Here is a 17,507-nt window from a genome sequence, read left to right as displayed (position 1 = left end):
AATGGGGGGCGTATCCCGCTTTGCGGCTCCTCGAAATCATTTCTCTAACAAGGTGAGTGAACACTATGCGTGAAGCAGTTATTTGTGAGCCGATGCGTACTGCGGTGGGTCGCTATGGCGGCATCTTTCGTGACGTTCCCGCTGTCGAGCTGGCAGCGCAACTGATCGGTGAGTTGGTCAAGCGCACCGGGCTACCTCCCGAGGTGATTGACGACGTTATTCTTGGCCAGTGCTACCCCAACGGCGAAGCCCCCGCTATTGGGCGGATCGCGGCGCTGGATGCCGGGCTGGGGGTTCGAGTCCCTGGTTTGCAGCTGGATCGGCGCTGCGGTTCCGGCCTGCAAGCGGTGATCGATGCTGCAATGCGAGTGCAGACCGGGGCCTGTGATCTGGTCATTGCTGGCGGTGCGGAAAGCATGAGCCAGGCTGAACACTACGTGCTGGGCAATCGCTGGGGCTTGCGCGGGGATTCCAGCCCATTGTGGGACCGCATTGCACGGGGGCGTATCACCTCGGGTGGCAAGCATTACCCGGTGGCGGGCGGCATGCTGGAGACCGCAGAAAACCTTCGGCGTGAGTACGCCATCAGTCGGCATGCGCAGGATGAAATGGCGCTGCGCTCGCACCAGCGGGCGATTGCCGCCCAGGCTAATGGCAGTTTTGAGGAAGAGATCGTTCCGGTCGCGGTCAAGACCCGCAACGGGGTGATGCAGGTCAGCATCGACGAGCATCCACGGGCCGATGTGTCGATGGAAAGTCTGGCTGCACTCAAGGCGGTGCGCCTGGGCGCCGACCCCGAAGCCACGGTGACCGCGGGCAACGCCAGCGGCCAGAACGACGGCGCCGCCGTGTGCATTGTCACCACCCGTGAACAGGCCGAGAAGCTTGGATTGCGGCCTTTTGGCCGGCTGGTCAACTGGGCGGTGGCGGGAGTTGAGCCTGAGCGCATGGGCATCGGTCCGGTGCCGGCCACCGAGTTGGTACTGCGCCGTGCCGGGCTGACGCTCAAGGACATGGACCTGATTGAAATCAACGAAGCATTTGCCGCGCAAGTCCTGGCCTGCACCAGCGCCTTGTCGTTCAACGCGGGTGATTATGAGCGCCTGAACGTCAATGGTTCGGGGATTTCCCTGGGCCATCCGGTTGGGGCGACAGGGACCCGGATTCTGGCGACCATGCTGCGCGAACTGGGGCGGCGTAATGGCCGCTACGGCCTGGAGACTATGTGTATCGGTGGCGGCCAAGGGCTGGCGGCGATCTTTGAGCGGGTGAGTTGAGCGCTGTACGCAAGAGTCAACCCCTCAATAGATTCAGCGGCAGGAGCCAGGTCCCATGTACCCGTTCTTGAAAGGTTTACGTGTCATCGAATGTGCGTCTTTTATCGCCGCGCCTTCCTGTGCCCTGCATTTGCAACAGTTGGGCGCCGAAGTGATTCGCATCGACCCCATCGGCGGCGGCCCCGACTTTAAGCGTTGGCCGGTATCCAGTTCAGGCGCGAGCTTGTATTGGGAGGGCTTGAATAAAGGCAAGCAATCCGTGGCGTTAGACCTGTCACGCGCCGAAGGTCGGCAGTTGGCCATCGACCTGATCACCGCGCCCGGGGCGAATGCGGGAATTTTCGTCACCAACTTCCCGGTGGGCGGTTTTCTTGCCCATGAAGCCTTGTGCAAGCAGCGCGCGGATTTGATTACGGTGCGGGTCATGGGCTGGGGGGACGGTACGTCGGCGGTCGACTACACCGTCAATGCTGCGATTGGCGTGCCCTACATGACGGGCGATGAGGTCAATGCAGAGCGCCCGGTGAACCATGTGCTGCCGGCTTGGGATCTGCTGACGGGAGCCTACGCGGCTTTTGCGACGCTGGCGGCAGAGCGTCAGCGGAACCTGACCGGGCAAGGGCAGGAGGTTCGAATCCCGCTGTCTGACGTGGCCATGGCGGCATTGGGCAATACCGGGCAGATCGCCGAAGCCCTGCACAGTGGCGATCGGGCTCGTCAGGGGAATGCGCTGTTTGGCGCTTTTGGGCGGGACTTCGTTACGGCTGATGACCAATACCTGATGGTGGTTGCCATTACCGCCAAGCAGTGGAAAGGGCTGCTGAACGCTTTGCAGCTCAAACAGCGGATCGAGCAACTGGAAGGCGTGCTTGGCGTTTCTTTTGAGCGTGATGAAGGGCAGCGCTTTATCCATCGTGATGCCTTGTTCCCGATCTTCGAGCGCTGCATTGCCGAGCTCACCCTGGAACAGGTAACGGCCCGCTTTGCTGCCAATGACCTGTGCTGGAGCCCTTATCGCACCTTGGGCGAGGCAATGCAGGTCGACCCGCGCCTAGCGCTTTCTTCGCCGCTCTTTACGCAACTGACCCACCCCAGCGGGCTGACGTATCCAGCCCCCGGGGCGGCCGCGACCTTTGTCGGCACCCCGCGCGATGCCGGTGTGCGGGCGCCTTATCTCGGGGAAAACACCGATCAGGTCCTGGAACAGGTGCTGTCACTGACCTCGGCGCAGATCGCCCAACTGCATGACAGCGGGTTGGTGGCGGGCAGCCGGCATGGGTAGTGGCGGCACCTGGTTGGCAACTTCATGAATGCATTCATTGATTGAGACGGTTATGACAACAACAACTTCTTTTACCGCTCATTTGCAGGGTGCTGCGCAGGCAGCGCAACACTATGGCCACAGCCTCCACGGGGCGGCCCGTGAATTTTTTTGCAGTGACGGCCCGCCAGCTTCGGCTGCGCTCAAGCAGCATCAGCGTCTGCTCCATGGCTTGGCCTGGGTGGCGACAACGGTGGAGGCGATTGTTCGATCTGCCGAGTGGGGCCGGCAATTGGCGGCCAAGGGGCACCTGGGCAAGGTGGATGAAATGGCCCTGGCCGTAGGCATCGCCGAATACCTGGCTCAGCTCTCTGGCGGCATCCCGATGGGGCAGAACGAGATATTTCGCCCTGGGGAGCTGGATCTGGAGCCTGCCGCCCGGCGGCTTGCCGAACACCCGGATGTTCGCGCTCTGCAAGCCGCCGGTGGGGCGGCGGGGCGCTTGGCCCTGGTGCAGGCCTGGCGTGAGGGCGACAGGGTCAGCGAAACCCTGTTCGATCAGGATCTGGACCTGATTCGCGATCAGTTTCGGCGCTTTACCGCCAACGAAATCACCCCCTATGCCCATCAGTGGCACCTCAACGATGAGTTGATCCCCGATGCGTTGATTGCCCAGTTGGCGGAGCTTGGGGTGTTTGGCATCTGCATCCCCGCTGAGCACGGCGGCATGGGGCTGGGCAAGCGAGCGATGTGCATCGTCACCGAGGAGCTCAGTCGCGGCTGGATCGCGGCCGGCTCGCTGGGCACACGCTCGGAAATCGCCGGGGACCTTATCGACTCGGTCGGCACTGCTGAACAAAAGGCCCGTTGGCTGCCGGGGATTGCCTCGGGAGACATCTTGCCAACGGCGGTGTTCACCGAGCCCAACAGCGGTTCTGACCTCGCTTCGCTGCGTACTCGTGCCAGTCGCACGGTCGATGGCGGATGGCGCATTGACGGCAACAAAACCTGGATTACCCACGCCGCCCGCAGCGACTTGATGACCTTGCTGGCGAGGTCCGAACCAGGGGTTGAGGGGCATGCCGGACTGTCGATGTTTTTGGCGGGGAAACCCCGAGGTACTCAAGCCGAACCGTTTCCTGCGGCGGGTATGAGTGGTGGGGAGATCGAGGTCCTGGGGTACCGGGGCATGAAAGAGTACGAAATCGGTTTTGATGGTTTTGCAGTCGACGCTGACGGGCTGCTGGGTGGAGTGCAGGGCCAGGGCTTTCGGCAACTGATGCAAACCTTCGAGGGGGCCCGGATACAGACCGCAGCCAGGGCGGTTGGCGTGGCGTGGCGCGCGTTCGACCTGGCATGGCAATACGCACTCGATCGCCAGCAGTTCGGGGCACCGATTATCGAGTTCCCACGGGTGTCGGACAAGCTCGCGATGATGTTGGCCGAAGTGATCATGGCCCGTCAGCTCACGGTGTTTTCAGCGACAGCCAAGGAGCAGGGCCGGCGCTGTGACATCCAGGCTGGCATGGCCAAGTTGCTGGCTGCCCGGGTGGCGTGGAGCAACGCCGACGCGGGTTTGCAGATCCATGGTGGCAATGGCTATTCGTTGGAGTTTGAAATCAGCCGCGTGCTGTGCGACGCCAGGATCCTCAGCATTTTCGAGGGGGCTGCGGAAATTCAGGCCCAGGTCATCGGCCGCGGCCTGTTGACCCAGGAACCTTGAGCATAGGTAGGCGGCAGACGAGTCAAGGGCGGTCAGGCAGTGGCCGATCGAACAATAAAAAGGCACCGAACAGGTCGACAGTTTTCGCAAGGCCGGCTTTCTGGGCCGATGGTGCTCAGCGCAACTGTCGATAAAGGCGTCTAAAAAAGCGAGGTAACCATGACACACCCTATGCACAACCCTCAGGCAGAAATGACAGAAGTACTGGTCGCGATCGAGGATTCGGCAGAAAAATTTCTCAAGGACCGCGGAGGCCTGAATGTGCCCCGGCAGCACCGCATATTCGAGCCCCAGGAGCTGCCAAAACAGGAGTTTGGCCGTGACGACTGGCAGCAGATCGTCGCCCTGGGCTGGCCGACCATGCTGGTGCCCGAGGCACTCGGCGGGCTGGGGCTGGGCCTTGATGCCGCGTCGGCGGTGGCGCGTAAAGTCGGGCGCTGGCTGGCGCCCGAACCGTTCACGGCAGTTGCTGGCGTGGTGGTGACGCTGCTGGCCGGTGCGTCATCCGCCGCTGCTCGTGAACTGCTGGAGTGGGTGTTAAGCGGCGAGCGTATCGTCGGCGTCGCTCTGGATCTGGATGAGCGGCTGAGTGCGTCGTCCATGGCCTGTCGAATCGAAGTTGGAGCAGAGGGGGAACGTCGCCTGTATGGCGTGGCGCCGTATGTGGTGCCTGTCGACCCGGCGGATGGCTGGCTGATCGTTGCTCTGGATGAGCAAGGGGGGCCGATATTGCTGTACGTGGCAGCCGACAATGCAGGCCTTCGGGTCGAGCCGCAGATCGAGGCCGACGGGCGCTGTCGGGCCCGCTTGTGCTTCGACGGTGTTCGCCTGTCGCGGCCGGCGATTGTTGCCCAGGGGCCGGAGGTCGCCGAGCTGCTGGGCCGAGCCGCCTCCATCGGTCGCCTGTTGTACGGCGCGGAGTTGCTGGGCGCTGCCGAGCAGATGCATGAACTGACCCGGGACTACATCTCGCAACGTCACCAGTTTGGCAAACCGATCGGCAGTTTCCAGGTATTGCAGCACCGCTGTGTCGATGTGCTGATTCAGATCGAGCTGGCCCGTGCCAGCCTGCGCCAGGCTGTCGCTAGTGCCACGGATCAGGCGCTGAATATCGCCTCGCTGCAAGCCAATTTGTGCGCCGGCCACGCGGCCATGGAGGCCGGTCAGGCGGCAGTCCACCTCCATGGCGCCATGGGCGTGACCGATGAGTGCGACGTAGGGCTTTATTTCAAGCGTGTGTTGGCGCTACTGCCACGTTTCGGGTCGGAGCAGACCCTGAAGCTGCGCTGGTTCGAGCTGACGCGAAATGACAACCACGGGGGCCAGGTGGTCTGCGACTGGAGCGGTGAGTTTCCGAGGCGTGGCGATTGGGATTGTTGGTCAGACGGCGAATTTCGCCGCATGTTGCGCGCTTTTCTCATCAGGCACTATCCAACCCCACTGCGGCATATGCCACGCCGGGTGCATTGGCACGAAATCGGCGATTGGTACCGCTGCCTGTCGCAGCAGGGCTGGATCGCTCCTGCCTGGCCCGAAACCCATGGCGGCATGGGGCTGCCCGCCGCCAAGCTAATCGCCTGGCACGAAGAGTTCGAAGCCTACGGCGTAGCAAGAGCCCCGGACCAGGGGATTTTGATGGTGGGGCCGGTTCTGATGCGGTTCGGAACCGCCGAGCAGCAACAGCGTTTTCTACCGAAAATCTTGAGCGGGGAGAACATCTGGTGCCAGGGTTATTCCGAACCCAATGCCGGCTCGGACCTTGCCAGCCTGCGCGCTGAAGCGCTGCTTGAGGGCGAGCACTTCATTGTTTCGGGCCAGAAAACCTGGACCACCCTGGCCCAGGATGCCACCCACATTTTCCTGTTGGTGCGCACCGACAAGGCGGCCAAACCGCAGGCGGGTATCAGCTTCCTGCTCTGTGACCTGAACTCGCCGGGTATCAGTGTGCGTCCGATACGTGATCTCGCCGGGCACTGTGAGTTCTGTGAGGTGTTCTTCGACAACGTGCGTGTGCCCCATGAAAACCTGGTAGGGCAGGTGAACCAAGGCTGGACCATTGCCAAGGCTTTGCTCGGGTTCGAGCGCCTGCACTTGGGGAGCCCCAAGCAGTCGCAGCATGCGTTGGGGCATTTGAAGGCGCTGGGGCAGCAGCTTGATTTGATGGGCGACTCTGCCTTTCGTACCCGTTATGCCGAGTTGGCCCTGGATGTGGCGAACCTCACCGCGCTTTACACCCAGTACGCCGACTATGTGAAGCGCGGCGAACCTTTGCCGCCCTCGGTGTCGATACTCAAGATCTGGGCGACTGAGACTTACCAGCGCATCGGCCTGGCCATCGTGCGCAGTGCCGGGTCCCTGGGCGCCTTGGCTGGGGCGACGGCGACGGGGGACGGGCAGCAACACCTGCTGGCCGCGCTCTACAACGGCAGTGCCGCGAAGATCTACGGCGGCTCCAACGAAGTGCAGCGCAACATTCTGGCGCGCACGGTTCTGGAACTACCGAGTTGAGGGGCAAGTGGCGGTCAACCGATTGCTGCTCAATGGCAGGCGGCAGGAACATCAAGCGCGGGTGGCGATGTAGCCACCCGGTTTTAAGGTCAGCGATGGCCGAGGAGTACCGTAAATGATCGACAAAAGTCATATCGGCGCCTTGGTTTCCAGCCACACGCAAGTGGTCGAAGCCGGTCGCCTGCGTTTTTTTGCCAAGGCAACCCAGCAGCAGGATGCGTGTTACAGCGACGAAGCGGCAGCGCTCGACGCGGGTTATCCGCTATTGCCGGTGCCACCGACCTTCCTCTTCTGCCTGGACATGGAAGCCGGGGGCTCAGCCGCCACCCTCAAGCACCTGGGTCTGGATAACGGGCGAATACTGCACGGCGAACAGGGTTTTACCTATCACCGCATGGTCTTTGCCGGTGAATGCCTGAGTTTCGAGACCAGGATCGTCGACATCTATGACAAGAAAGAGGGGGCGCTGGAGTTTGTGGTTCGCGAGACCCGTGTCACCGATGCCGCTGGGCATTTGGTCGCGCTAATGCGTAATAGCCTAGTCATACGCCATTGAGGAGCCGTAGGTGAAACTTTCCGAAATCGAAATCGGCCACTGTTTGCCGTCGTTGACTGCCGAACCCATCAGCCGCCTGACACTGGCGTTGTATTGCGGCGCCTCTGGCGATCACAACCCGATCCATGTGGATATCGACTATGCCAAGCAGGTCGGGAGGTCCGATGTGTTCGCCCACGGAATGCTGTCCATGGCCTATCTGGGCCATGTGCTGACACGCTGGGTGCCCCAGGAGCGTTTGCGTCAGTTCTCGGTGCGGTTCGTGGCGGTGACCCAGGTCGGCGATGCTCTGAGCAGTTCCGGCAAAGTAGTGGAGATAGACATGTCTGCCGGCACCGCACGCCTGGAGATCACCAGCCGAAACCAGGCAGGTGAAATTAAGCTGTCAGGTGAAGCCGTGGTGGCCCTTGATGCGTGAAAGCGCTAGGCGCGCTTGCGCCCGTTGACTGAGGTTCAGTAACCCTTAGAATTCATTCGCCATAAAGAATATTAATTCGAATAGTGAATATGACTTCAGAAAAAGAAAGCAACACCGCGACGGCGAGCGCCCCCGGTCCTAAAGAAGTCGGCGCGGTGGTCAACGCCATTCAAATCCTCCGTCATCTCGCCCAATGCACCGAGCCCAAAGGCGTTGCGGCTATTGCCCGGGCAACGGGTATCAGCCCCAGCAGTGCTTTCAACATCCTGCGCACCCTGACCAATGAACAGTGGGTGTCCTTCAGCGATAGCGGCAAGACCTACAGTCTGGGGCTGGGGCTTTCCGAACTGGCAGTCAGTTTTATCGGTCGCAGCTACGCTGACCTTATCCAGCCAGAGCTTGAACGCCTGAGCCTGAACCACCGCATCATGGTCCTGCTGTGGGAGGTCACCGGCGATAACTACATGCACGCCATCGCCCGTGCCATCCCGGCCGTGGCGCATATCGACGTCAATCTCAAAACCCGTATGCCAGAGCTGTTGGGTGCCAGCGGGCGGTGTATTGCGGGCCTGCGCAATCTGCCCGAAGACGAACTACGCCGCCGTTTCGCCCGCTTGCATTGGGAAAGCCCGCCGAGCTTCGAGAGCTATCTGGACGAAGCTCGTCAAACCGTGCACACCGGTTGGGCCATTGATGATGGCAACTTGTATCGCGGCGTCAGCGTGGTATCCAGTGCCGTGACTGACCACCACAACCAACCGCGTTTCGTGGTTTCCGGTATTGGCATCAGCGCCCAGTACGATCGAACCCAGCTGGAGGCTCTGGGCGAGGCGCTAAGCAGCACGTCAGGGTTTATCAGCCGGGCGTTGTTTCCTGGGGAAAAGCGGTAAGCGCTCACCGCAGCTTGAGAGGCCTCGCTTGCGAGCCCCAATGCGGGGAGAGAGAGGCTCTCGGAATCTGCAAGGATGAAACAACACTGCCAGGGCCCTTACACGGGCGCCGGCAGTGGGCGAGGGGGTTGGCCGTCAGCGATTAACGTTTTTCTGCAGATGAGCCGGATAACGATCACCCACCACCTTGATCTGCTCCAGCGCCGTGGCGATGGCAGCCAGATCGGGCGGGGTCAGGAGGAGGTCGGCAGCGCCGGTGTTCTCTTCCAGCCGATGCAACCGGGTGGTGCCTGGAATGGGGACGATCCAGGGCTTCTGTGCCAACAGCCAGGCCAGGGCCACCTGCGCCCGGGTTGCACCTTTACCCTCCGCGATCTGGCCGAGCACCTCGACCAATTGCGCATTGGCCTTGCGGTTCTCTTCGGTGAAGCGCGGCACCACATTGCGGAAGTCGCCCTCCGCGAACCGGGTGTTCGCGTCGATGGCGCCGGTGAGGAAGCCTTTGCCCAGGGGGCTGAATGGAACGAAGCCGATTCCGAGCTCTTCCAGTACCGGCAGAATCTGCTGTTCCGGCTCGCGCCACCACAGCGAGTACTCGCTTTGCAGGGCGGCGACTGGCAGCACGGCGTGGGCGCGGCGGATTGCGTCGGGCCCGGCCTCCGACATTCCGAAGTGCAGGACTTTGCCTGCTTCGACCAATTGCTTCACGACGCCTGCAACTTCCTCAATCGGTACCTGTGGATCGATGCGGTGCTGGTAGAGCAGTTCGATACGGTCGGTTTTGAGGCGCTTCAACGACGCCTCGACCACGGCCTTGATAGTTTCAGGCCGGCTGTCCAGACCGTCATCCGGCCGGCCGTTTTTGAAGCCGAACTTGGTCGCAATGACCACCTGATCCCGGATTGGGGCCAAGGCTTCGCCCAGCAGTGCTTCGTTGGTGTAGGGCCCATAGGCCTCTGCGCTGTCAAAGAAGTCGACACCTTTGTCGAAGGCGTCGCGGATCAGGGTAATGGCGGCCTTTTGCTCCAGGGCAGGGCCATAAGCGAAGCTCAGGCCCATGCAGCCCAAGCCGATGGAGGACACTTCCAGGCCGCTTTTGCCGAGCTGACGTTTCTGCATGTTTCTTCTCCTTCGCAAGGATGGGGGGACCGGTACACTTTAGATTCCTGTGCCTTGCTCAACAATTGGCACCACGCTTCATAGGTAGTTGAGGAGTATTCACGAATGATCCGGGCCGGCCTTCCCGAGTTGACCGCTTTTGTCGCCATCGCTGAACAACGCAGCTTCAGCGGCGCGGCCAGGATGCTGGGGGTTTCGGCCTCGGCGCTGAGCCATTCGATGCGTGGCCTGGAATCACGCCTTGAACTGCGCCTGTTCAATCGGACAACCCGCTCGGTTGCCTTGACGGAGGCGGGTGAGCAACTCTTCCTGCGGGTGCAGCCGCTGCTGGGTGAGCTCGAATGCGCCGTCAACGACGTCACCTCGGAGCGCAATACGCCCTCGGGCCTGATTCGCCTGAGCGCATCCGAATCGTCATTCAAGCTGTTGATCCGCCATGTCATGCCCCGGTTTCTCCAGGACAACCCGCAGATCCATATCGAGTGTGTGGCGGATAGCCGCTTGGTCGATATCGTCGCCGATGGCTTCGATGCCGGCATTCGGTTGTTCGACGATGTCCCGCGGGACATGATCGCGGTGCGTTTCGGCCCGGACGTACGATTTGCCGCAGTGGCGTCGCCCGAGTACCTGAGTCGGCACCCGGCGCCCATGGCACCCCATGACCTCAAGGCGCATCGATGCATCCGTTTTCGCTTTGCCAGCGGCACGCTGTTTCGCTGGGACCTCGATCACCTGGGCCGATCATCCAGCCTCGATGTCGACGGCCCCATGACCATGGACAACATCAACCTGATGACGGACGCGGCGTTGGCGGGTATCGGCATCGCCTGGGTGCCTGAACATCAGGTCGAGGAGCATCTGCAGGCCGGGCGCCTGGTCCACCTGCTGCCTGACTGGGGCCCTTCCTATGCCGGTGCCTTCTACTACCCGGCCAACCGACATCCACCGATGGCCTTGCGGATGTTCGCGGAAGCGGTGCGCGAGTGGGCGCGCCAGCCAGGCTAGAACCGCGGCGGCCGGCCTGTGACGCTACTGGTCAGCGCCGTACCAGTATTGAGCGGTCACACCACCATCCATCAGGAAGTCGCTGCCGGTAATGAATGTCCCTTCGGGGCCCATCAGCAGCGCCGCGACCGCCGCGACTTCATCGGGCGTACCGCCACGCTTGGCCGCGCAGGATTCGATCATGCGCCGATACCCATCCCCACGCGGGCCCTTGAGTTCATCCCGGGCCAGGGGTGTGAAGATAATGCCCGGGCTGATGGTGTTGACACGTGCACCACGCTTGCCCCAGCGAACGGCTTGCGCCGCCACGCGCAGCGAGTTGCCACGCTTGGAGATCTGGTAGGCATTCAGGGGATCGGTTACCCGCTCGGGTTGCAGCATCGGCAGCGCAAGAAGTGCCTCAGTCGGGCTCAACGCCAGGGCTCGGTTCTGCTCGACGCTGAGCGCCGGCAAGCGGTGGCCTGACTGCGAGGCGATAACGATGGCCGATCCCCCTTTGGCGATGACCTCGCCAAACAGCTCCAGCACCAGGGCGGTGCCATATAAATCGACCTGGAGGATGGTGGCAGGCGCGGCCTGAGACGGGGAAACGCCTGCGGCGTGGATGACGCCGGTGATGTCGCCAATACACATCGCCTGGGCGACGAGTGCCCGGACCGACTCGCGGGATGAGACATCAACCTTGGCTGTCGTAACCTCGAAACCTGCGTCGCTCATGACCTTTGCGGCAGCATCTGCAGTTGCTTGCTGCAAGTCTGCCAGCAACACATGTTTGCCAGCACTGACGCGCCGAGCGATGGCTTGGCCGATCGAGCCGGCTCCGATAACTACAGTGACCTCGGTCATCTTTATGTTCCTGGGCGGGTGTGAGGCCACTTTAGGGTGTGCAGCGCTTGATTATTAGCCTTCCAGCGGTGCGTGGCCTTGTGAGCTCAATTCAGCAGTTACCCCGGTCAGGCCCGGGCATTCATAGAGGCTAAGGCCTGGGTGACAGCCTGGACGTGCTTGCGCAGCACGCACCCAAGGCTCGGCTTGTAGAAGGCGTTGTGATGGAAGGGGAGCTGGAAAGAAAAACAATGGAGAAGGTACAGGTGTGGCTGGGCGCACATGCATCCCTAAGCCAGGCTGTCAGAAGTTGAATCGCCGTGATTTAACGCCCTCGCACGCTTCCAGAAAGTATCAGTCACAGACTTCAGGGGGGGGCGCCGCAGACCTCTGATCAGGGCTCTGATTCAGCACTGAAATCTCCGGTTGTGCCCCAACCTATGCCGCCCCGACCGCAGCAGGCGAATAGGCATGCTCCGCGCCGGCTCGCTACTGCGCGATAAAGCCTCCGTCGATCACAAATTCAGCACCTGTTGCGAAGCGAGACTCATCCGAGGCGAGAAACAGCGCCATGTTGGCGATGTCGACCGCTTCGCCCAAAAAGCCGATGGGGTGCAACTTTGCCAACCGCTCCAGCTCGACCGGATCGTTCCCGATCATTGGTGTAACGATGTACCCAGGGTGGATACTGTTGACTCGGATCCTGTAGCCGCTTCGGCCCGCATGCAGTGCCGCTGATTTGGTGAGGTTGCGAATGGCACCCTTGCCGGCGCAGTAGGCGGCATATTCGGGATGGCCGACCATGCCTTCGATCGAAGACAGATTGATGATCGAGCCACCACGCTTTCGCAGGTGCTTAAACCCATGTTTTATGCCGAAGAAGGTGCCATGCAGATTCACCGACAATTCTTTGTCCCACTCTTCAAAACGCATGGTTTCGACATTGCCAGCCAGCGCAATGCCCGCGCAGTTCATCACCACATCGACAACTCCGAAGTGCGCCACGGCCGCTTCGAATGCGCTGATCCATTGCTCTTCATCCCGCACATCCAGCGGGATAAATAGCGTTTCGCCACCTGTTGCATGTATGGCTTCAATAACGGTGCCAGCCCTCACGCCATCTACATCGCACAAGGCAAACCCTGGCGCCTTCTTCTGCAAAACGGATGGCGCTGGCCGCGCCGATGCCCGATGCAGCGCCGGAAATCAGTGCCACTTTACCCTTAAGCCGGTTCATTGTTTTTGACTCGAGACTTGAAGGTGGCTGGCGTAGGTGGCGGCTATCCCGAGATGGCCGCGCCCTTCAGCCACGGCCATTTCCATGCAATGGAGGTTGGCGGTGAAGAGGCTGGCGCGCTGCCCGCTATCGAGCATGGTCTGGCGCCAGGATTTCACTGCCGCCACATAAATGGAGAGGGTCGCCTGGTCCGTTCGATAGTCATCAGACTTGTGGTGATTGATGACCGCAGTGAGTTCGGTTTTCAGCAGGTCGAGGAAGTAAACGAGACAGTTTTCGAGTGGTTCGATGCCGACCCCAGCTTTCCTGGCGAAGTCCACGGCCTCCAGAAAGGCACCGATACCGGTGTTGTAAAACGCACCCGCCATGGCGGCATCCAACACATTGGCCGCGCTGATCAACTCGCCGATCCAGCGCGAAGCAGCGCCTGGCAATCGCAGCAGCGCTTCGTGCCGCAACCAGATGTCCTCAGGGCCCGAGTAGTGGATCAACGTGCTTTCCTGGCCAATGTCGTCAGGGTAGGCCTCTATTGCAGCCTCCAGGTAACGGCCCCCGTGGGAACTGATGTAAGCCGCTAGTTCGGTGGCGTCTTTGGCCGAGCCGGTCATAAAATTGATAAAGTCGCGCCCTGAGATCAAAGGTTCATGACCGGCCATGACACTTCTGAAAACGCTGTAATCCAGCAACACGACCAGTACCAGGGCGTTTGCCTCAAGCGCCGATGGGAGGTTGAGCGCTGCCCGCGCGCCGCTTTTGACCAGCGGCGCGGATCGCTCAGGGGAACGGTTCCACACCGTCACTTCCACGCCGCGATTCAGATAACGGTTCGTTAAAGCAGAGCCCATCAGGCCTGTACCGAGCAGCGTGAGTTGTTGAACCATGATATTCCCCTGAGGTAATCGCATTGATTGTGGTTTGCAGCGAAATGTACGCTTGAAGGCGAGTACGGCTTATCCGGAATCGGCAACTCGACAGGTGCTGCTCACCCGCGCCTGCAATGAGTGCGTCGTCCAGGCGTAAGATGCCGACGTATCCAGTGACGTAACGCGACAAAGGAGCCGCCAGCGCGTGCTATCGGAAGAGGGTCAAATCAAAGTTGGGGAGGTCAGCCCCTACAGCCGTGCCGGCAGGCGGTTGAAGAAGATCGAAGACATTAACGATGCCGCCGCGAGGGTGTTCGTCCAGGACGGTTATGCCCAGTTCTCCGCGCGCAAGGTCGCCAAGGAATTGGGGATCAGCTTGAACAACCTTCAACACTACTGTGGCAACACTGAGAATCTTTGCCGGCAAATGATCGCGGCAAAGCTGGGCCAGTATGTCGAATCAGTGAATCAATTGGTCGAACATGCCCGCGCCGAGACTCCCATTGAAAGGTTGGCTGTGGCCATCCGCGAAAACTCCGCAGCGACGCTGGATACCGCCACGGGCAAGTTCTTTTTCCAGATGGGCGCGCTGGCCAGTCACGACCCGTCCATCAAGGCGTTGATGGTTGAGCAGTACGATCAATTTCTGATGGGCTTCTGCCGCTTGATTTCCGAGATCAGCCCGCAATTGCCTGATGATCAGGTTCAAACTTACGCCGCGTTGATCGCGACGCAGATCGATGGGATCTTCTTTTATCAGGACCAGCTAAGCCCGGTATCCGGTGTTCGCGAGCAAATGGTCGAAACGGCGATCGCGTTATGGACGAGCATTCTGATGCCCGCGACGACCGCCGAGTCTTAAGTACCCGCCAGCGCTATATTGCTCCGCTCTTCGGTGGCGCTTGCGACAAATCGCGGGTTTTCTCGACCCCGACACTCATCTGCTGCCATGGGTGGCCGACCTTGGCCTACGCAGCGCCTTCTTTGCGCATGGGGAGCTATGTACAGGGCAAAAAAAGGGCACCTGGTAAGACGCCCCGAGAGGGAGGCTGATGCTGGGTCAGCGGGAACTGGGCATCGGCAGGATTGCAGCAGGTCGGTTAGAGGCTGACCTTCATGGCGCCGGGCCCGGGGATGGGGTCAAGTGTGGGCCGGCTGCTGATCGCCGTTCCTTTGGTGTAATGACCTTTGCCCAATGGCGCCACGACGAGCCTTACCGCCAGGTAATACGCGGCGCCCGAGAGGGCGATGACCGGAATGGACGCGCCGAGGTAACGGAACCACCCACTCATCGCCACCGTCACCGGATCGTACATCGCCAGGTAGCCCACCACCGCCACAATGCTGATGCCGACGGCGAGCCAATTGACGCCGCCCCAATAGGCGTAGTGACTGTTGCGCGAGGCGAACAGGCTGGGCGCATCGAGCTGCTCGCGTCTGAGGATGAAATAGTCCACCAGTGTGATGCCCGAGATGCCGACGAACATCACGCCGTTGTACGACAGCCAGCTCATCACCTTGGACAGCAACCATTCGGTCTCGAAGGCAAAGTACACCCCGGGCAGCAGGAGCAGCGCGAGCAGCAGCTCCCATTTCAATCGCGCGAAGAATTTCACCTGCTGAATGGAAACCCCGGCCAGGTACATCATCACCACCATGGTCGCAATGTTGGCCGTCAGGACGATGCTCATCACGATAGATCCGAACACCGGGCCGCCCACGGCAATCATCCAGATGGTGGGGTCGTAGGTCCCGGCGCTGATCGCGGCGAGGGCCGCGACGGTTGAGACAACGGCAGCGCCGAGGATGCCCACGCCAATGATCGAGGGGCCCATGACATGGTGTTTGCTTTTGACCAGGCGGGTCAGGCCACCCATGATCGGCCACCACGTCATTGAGTTGGAGACGCCAAATTCGACCGCGAGGGCCAAGCCCTGTACCGGGTCATGGGAGAGCATCTGATCCTGTGGCACCTGGTTGTGCCATAGATTGTCGAGCCCGAACTTGTGCACCAGGATGCCGAACATCACCAATGTGATAAGCATGTGCAACGGGCCGATATAGCCATTGAGGCGCTCAAAGAATTTCGGCCCCTTGCAGGCGATGAACCACACAACCAACAACGCCAGCAACGCCACACCTATGACCAGGTGTTCATGTGAGTCGCCGGTGACCTGGGTGCCTGTAACGGTCGCCGCGACATTTGCCGCCCCTCTGGCAGTCAGCGCCTCGACCACATAAGACCAGCCGATCAATGTCGCCATCAGACCGAACAGCGGCACCACGATGCCGCGATAACCGAAAGATGCCTTGGCGGTATCGATCGGGTCGGTGCCGTACTTGTAGCTGGGTACTCCGGACGCGAGCGACACCAGCGCCATGCCGATAATCAGGCCAATCACGTAGCCCATGACACCGAGCCGCCAGTCCCCGACATAGGGCAGGTAGCTGCCAATCAGGAACGCCCAGGTGGCTGCACTGAATGCGCAGCAGGTCCACAGGAACGAGCCATAGGATTTGTATACGCGGTTGCCCGATAGAACCGGCAGCCGGCCCGCGAGGGCTTCTTGTTCGACGCTACTTGATGTGCTCATGCCGTCGCTCCTACAGCCAGCAAGGTGCCGATCCACAGAGCAGCCCCCAGGAGAATCCAGAAAGAAGCCTCTCGAACGAGCGGGGCAGCACTGCTCCAGCATTCGGAGTTCGTGTGTTCAGGCTGATTCATGGCCTCCAGTTGTTTCAACAGATCCGTGTTCAAGCTTTCGCTTGTAGTCATCATTCCTGTGCCGTGTCCAACGTCAGCTTTGCTCATGTCGTTGCTCTCCGGACGTGTGCTTGCGAGGCCGTCCGCTTTGGCTGTTTTAGAGAATTATTATGGCTGCATTACTCAGTCTTGCCGGCCGCGGGTAACTGCGACCTGTATTGAGCCTACGCCGGGCGGTTGCGACCCCGTATCCGTTTTTGGCAAGCCGTCCGCTTGCCGATATTGGCTACAGCCGATGAGTTGCTCGACGCTACGTTAGGCGCTCAGCCTCAAGGCAACGTGGAGCACACCTGTGAACAATGAAAAGCACCTTGTGGTTGTTTCCGGAGCGGGTTCCGGTATCGGCCAGGCAACCGCAATCCATTTCGCCGAGCACGGTTACAGCGTCATCGGCTGTGATCTATCGCTGGCCGGGCTGGAGGAGACCGCAAAAAAAGTCGAGGGGGGAGGGTTCCTTTCCCGGGTTGTCGATGTCTCTCAAGAGCACGAAGTGCATGCACTGTTTGAGTGGGTGAAATCCATCAGGTCGGCATTGCATGCTGTAGTGGCCTGTGCGGGCGTAGCTCGAACAGGCTTGGTTCACGAGCTGTCGGGCCAGGAGTGGGCATCCATGATGGGGGTGAACCTCACCGGGACCTGGTTGATGGCCAAGTATTCAATGCCGATTTTCATGGTGCAGCAGCGTGGGGCGTTTGTGGCAGTCGGTTCTGATGCATCGGTGCGTGGAGCATCGGGATACGCCGCGTATTGCGCGTCCAAACACGGTGTCCTCGGGCTGGTGCGGTGCCTGGCCCTTGATTACGGGCCTTGGGGCATCCGCAGTAATGCGGTATGCCCGGGCTTTGTTCAGACAAGAATGATGGAGAGCCTGTTTGCCGAAGCGGATGACCCGGACGCCGAGATGAAGGCCTATGCCAAGGAAGTACCACTGGCACGATTTGCCCGACCCGATGAAGTCGCGAAGGTAATCTTTCACCTGGCTTCGGACCAGGCGAGCTACACCAACGGGATCGCCTATTCATTAGATGGTGGGGCCACTGCCGGGCATTTCGGCTAGGCCC

Annotated in this window: 16 protein-coding genes; 10 read left to right on the top strand and 6 right to left on the bottom strand. The window is 60.7% G+C overall.

Annotation, left to right across the window (positions count from 1 at the left end; translation table 11 throughout):
* The first annotated feature begins 65 nt into the window (after positions 1-65).
* The 7 genes from AC19YX_RS00830 to AC19YX_RS00800 all read left to right on the top strand — a co-directional run bounded on the left by AC19YX_RS00830 (position 66) and on the right by AC19YX_RS00800 (position 8,633).
* Positions 66-1,277 carry an acetyl-CoA C-acetyltransferase gene (locus AC19YX_RS00830; RefSeq protein WP_500605428.1) on the top strand — a complete coding sequence of 404 codons (1,212 nt, stop codon included), beginning with the start codon at positions 66-68 and terminating at the stop codon, positions 1,275-1,277.
* Positions 1,278-1,332: 55 nt separating this feature from the next.
* A complete protein-coding gene (locus AC19YX_RS00825; protein WP_201130908.1) occupies positions 1,333-2,559 on the top strand; it encodes a CoA transferase in 1,227 nt (408 codons plus the stop codon).
* 52 nt (positions 2,560-2,611) lie between these two features.
* Entirely contained in the window at positions 2,612-4,261 is a 1,650-nt protein-coding gene (locus AC19YX_RS00820) for an acyl-CoA dehydrogenase family protein (RefSeq protein WP_500605427.1), read from the top strand.
* A gap of 159 nt (positions 4,262-4,420) precedes the next feature.
* Positions 4,421-6,769: an acyl-CoA dehydrogenase family protein gene (locus AC19YX_RS00815; protein ID WP_500605426.1), complete on the top strand. Its 2,349-nt coding sequence runs from the start codon at positions 4,421-4,423 to the stop codon at positions 6,767-6,769.
* 115 nt (positions 6,770-6,884) lie between these two features.
* A complete protein-coding gene (locus AC19YX_RS00810) occupies positions 6,885-7,325 on the top strand; it encodes a MaoC family dehydratase N-terminal domain-containing protein (RefSeq protein WP_500605425.1) in 441 nt (146 codons plus the stop codon).
* A 10-nt stretch (positions 7,326-7,335) separates the two neighbouring features.
* Positions 7,336-7,743: a MaoC family dehydratase gene (locus tag AC19YX_RS00805; RefSeq protein ID WP_500605424.1), complete on the top strand. Its 408-nt coding sequence runs from the start codon at positions 7,336-7,338 to the stop codon at positions 7,741-7,743.
* Between the two features lie 155 nt (positions 7,744-7,898).
* Complete coding sequence (locus AC19YX_RS00800; RefSeq protein ID WP_500605423.1) at positions 7,899-8,633, top strand: IclR family transcriptional regulator; 735 nt, start codon at positions 7,899-7,901, stop codon at positions 8,631-8,633.
* Between the two features lie 135 nt (positions 8,634-8,768).
* Here AC19YX_RS00800 and AC19YX_RS00795 read toward each other — a convergent pair whose 3' ends face one another.
* Positions 8,769-9,752, bottom strand: a complete 984-nt coding sequence (locus AC19YX_RS00795; protein ID WP_500605422.1) for an aldo/keto reductase — start codon at positions 9,750-9,752, stop codon at positions 8,769-8,771.
* A 105-nt stretch (positions 9,753-9,857) separates the two neighbouring features.
* Between AC19YX_RS00795 and AC19YX_RS00790 the strand changes: the two genes are divergently transcribed.
* Entirely contained in the window at positions 9,858-10,757 is a 900-nt protein-coding gene (locus AC19YX_RS00790; RefSeq protein WP_500605421.1) for a LysR family transcriptional regulator, read from the top strand.
* 24 nt (positions 10,758-10,781) lie between these two features.
* Here AC19YX_RS00790 and AC19YX_RS00785 read toward each other — a convergent pair whose 3' ends face one another.
* From AC19YX_RS00785 to AC19YX_RS00775, 3 genes are all read right to left on the bottom strand, one after another.
* A complete protein-coding gene (locus tag AC19YX_RS00785) occupies positions 10,782-11,603 on the bottom strand; it encodes an SDR family oxidoreductase (protein WP_500605420.1) in 822 nt (273 codons plus the stop codon).
* A 468-nt stretch (positions 11,604-12,071) separates the two neighbouring features.
* Complete coding sequence (locus AC19YX_RS00780) at positions 12,072-12,716, bottom strand: SDR family oxidoreductase (RefSeq protein ID WP_500605419.1); 645 nt, start codon at positions 12,714-12,716, stop codon at positions 12,072-12,074.
* A gap of 99 nt (positions 12,717-12,815) precedes the next feature.
* A complete protein-coding gene (locus tag AC19YX_RS00775) occupies positions 12,816-13,700 on the bottom strand; it encodes an NAD(P)-binding domain-containing protein (protein WP_500605418.1) in 885 nt (294 codons plus the stop codon).
* 187 nt (positions 13,701-13,887) lie between these two features.
* On the opposite strand from AC19YX_RS00775, the gene AC19YX_RS00770 reads away from it, so the two are divergent.
* Positions 13,888-14,544 carry a TetR/AcrR family transcriptional regulator gene (locus tag AC19YX_RS00770; protein WP_500605417.1) on the top strand — a complete coding sequence of 219 codons (657 nt, stop codon included), beginning with the start codon at positions 13,888-13,890 and terminating at the stop codon, positions 14,542-14,544.
* A 238-nt stretch (positions 14,545-14,782) separates the two neighbouring features.
* Here AC19YX_RS00770 and AC19YX_RS00765 read toward each other — a convergent pair whose 3' ends face one another.
* Together AC19YX_RS00765 and AC19YX_RS00760 are read right to left on the bottom strand one after the other, a co-directional pair.
* Entirely contained in the window at positions 14,783-16,276 is a 1,494-nt protein-coding gene (locus AC19YX_RS00765) for a cytosine permease (RefSeq protein ID WP_500605416.1), read from the bottom strand.
* Positions 16,273-16,494 carry a hypothetical protein gene (locus tag AC19YX_RS00760; RefSeq protein ID WP_421546853.1) on the bottom strand — a complete coding sequence of 74 codons (222 nt, stop codon included), beginning with the start codon at positions 16,492-16,494 and terminating at the stop codon, positions 16,273-16,275. Before AC19YX_RS00760 ends, AC19YX_RS00765 begins: the two co-directional genes overlap by 4 nt.
* Positions 16,495-16,738: 244 nt before the next feature.
* Here AC19YX_RS00760 and AC19YX_RS00755 point away from each other — a divergent pair, with 244 nt between their 5' ends.
* Positions 16,739-17,503, top strand: a complete 765-nt coding sequence (locus AC19YX_RS00755; RefSeq protein WP_500605415.1) for an SDR family NAD(P)-dependent oxidoreductase — start codon at positions 16,739-16,741, stop codon at positions 17,501-17,503.
* Positions 17,504-17,507 lie beyond the last annotated feature (4 nt).

The sequence above is a fragment of the Pseudomonas sp. MF09150 genome, from assembly GCF_059862355.1.
The sequence above is the reverse complement of the archived record's forward strand: the minus strand, read 5'-3'. Positions and strand labels throughout refer to the sequence as shown.

Coding starts and splice junctions, on each gene's coding strand:
- AC19YX_RS00790 (WP_500605421.1), top strand. CDS start 9,858: ATGATCCGGGCCGGCCTTCCCGAGTTGACCGCTTTTGTCGCCATCGCT.
- AC19YX_RS00760 (WP_421546853.1), bottom strand. CDS start 16,494: ATGAGCAAAGCTGACGTTGGACACGGCACAGGAATGATGACTACAAGC.
- AC19YX_RS00775 (WP_500605418.1), bottom strand. CDS start 13,700: ATGGTTCAACAACTCACGCTGCTCGGTACAGGCCTGATGGGCTCTGCT.
- AC19YX_RS00830 (WP_500605428.1), top strand. CDS start 66: ATGCGTGAAGCAGTTATTTGTGAGCCGATGCGTACTGCGGTGGGTCGC.
- AC19YX_RS00810 (WP_500605425.1), top strand. CDS start 6,885: ATGATCGACAAAAGTCATATCGGCGCCTTGGTTTCCAGCCACACGCAA.
- AC19YX_RS00820 (WP_500605427.1), top strand. CDS start 2,612: ATGACAACAACAACTTCTTTTACCGCTCATTTGCAGGGTGCTGCGCAG.
- AC19YX_RS00795 (WP_500605422.1), bottom strand. CDS start 9,752: ATGCAGAAACGTCAGCTCGGCAAAAGCGGCCTGGAAGTGTCCTCCATC.
- AC19YX_RS00825 (WP_201130908.1), top strand. CDS start 1,333: ATGTACCCGTTCTTGAAAGGTTTACGTGTCATCGAATGTGCGTCTTTT.
- AC19YX_RS00765 (WP_500605416.1), bottom strand. CDS start 16,276: ATGAGCACATCAAGTAGCGTCGAACAAGAAGCCCTCGCGGGCCGGCTG.
- AC19YX_RS00815 (WP_500605426.1), top strand. CDS start 4,421: ATGACACACCCTATGCACAACCCTCAGGCAGAAATGACAGAAGTACTG.
- AC19YX_RS00785 (WP_500605420.1), bottom strand. CDS start 11,603: ATGACCGAGGTCACTGTAGTTATCGGAGCCGGCTCGATCGGCCAAGCC.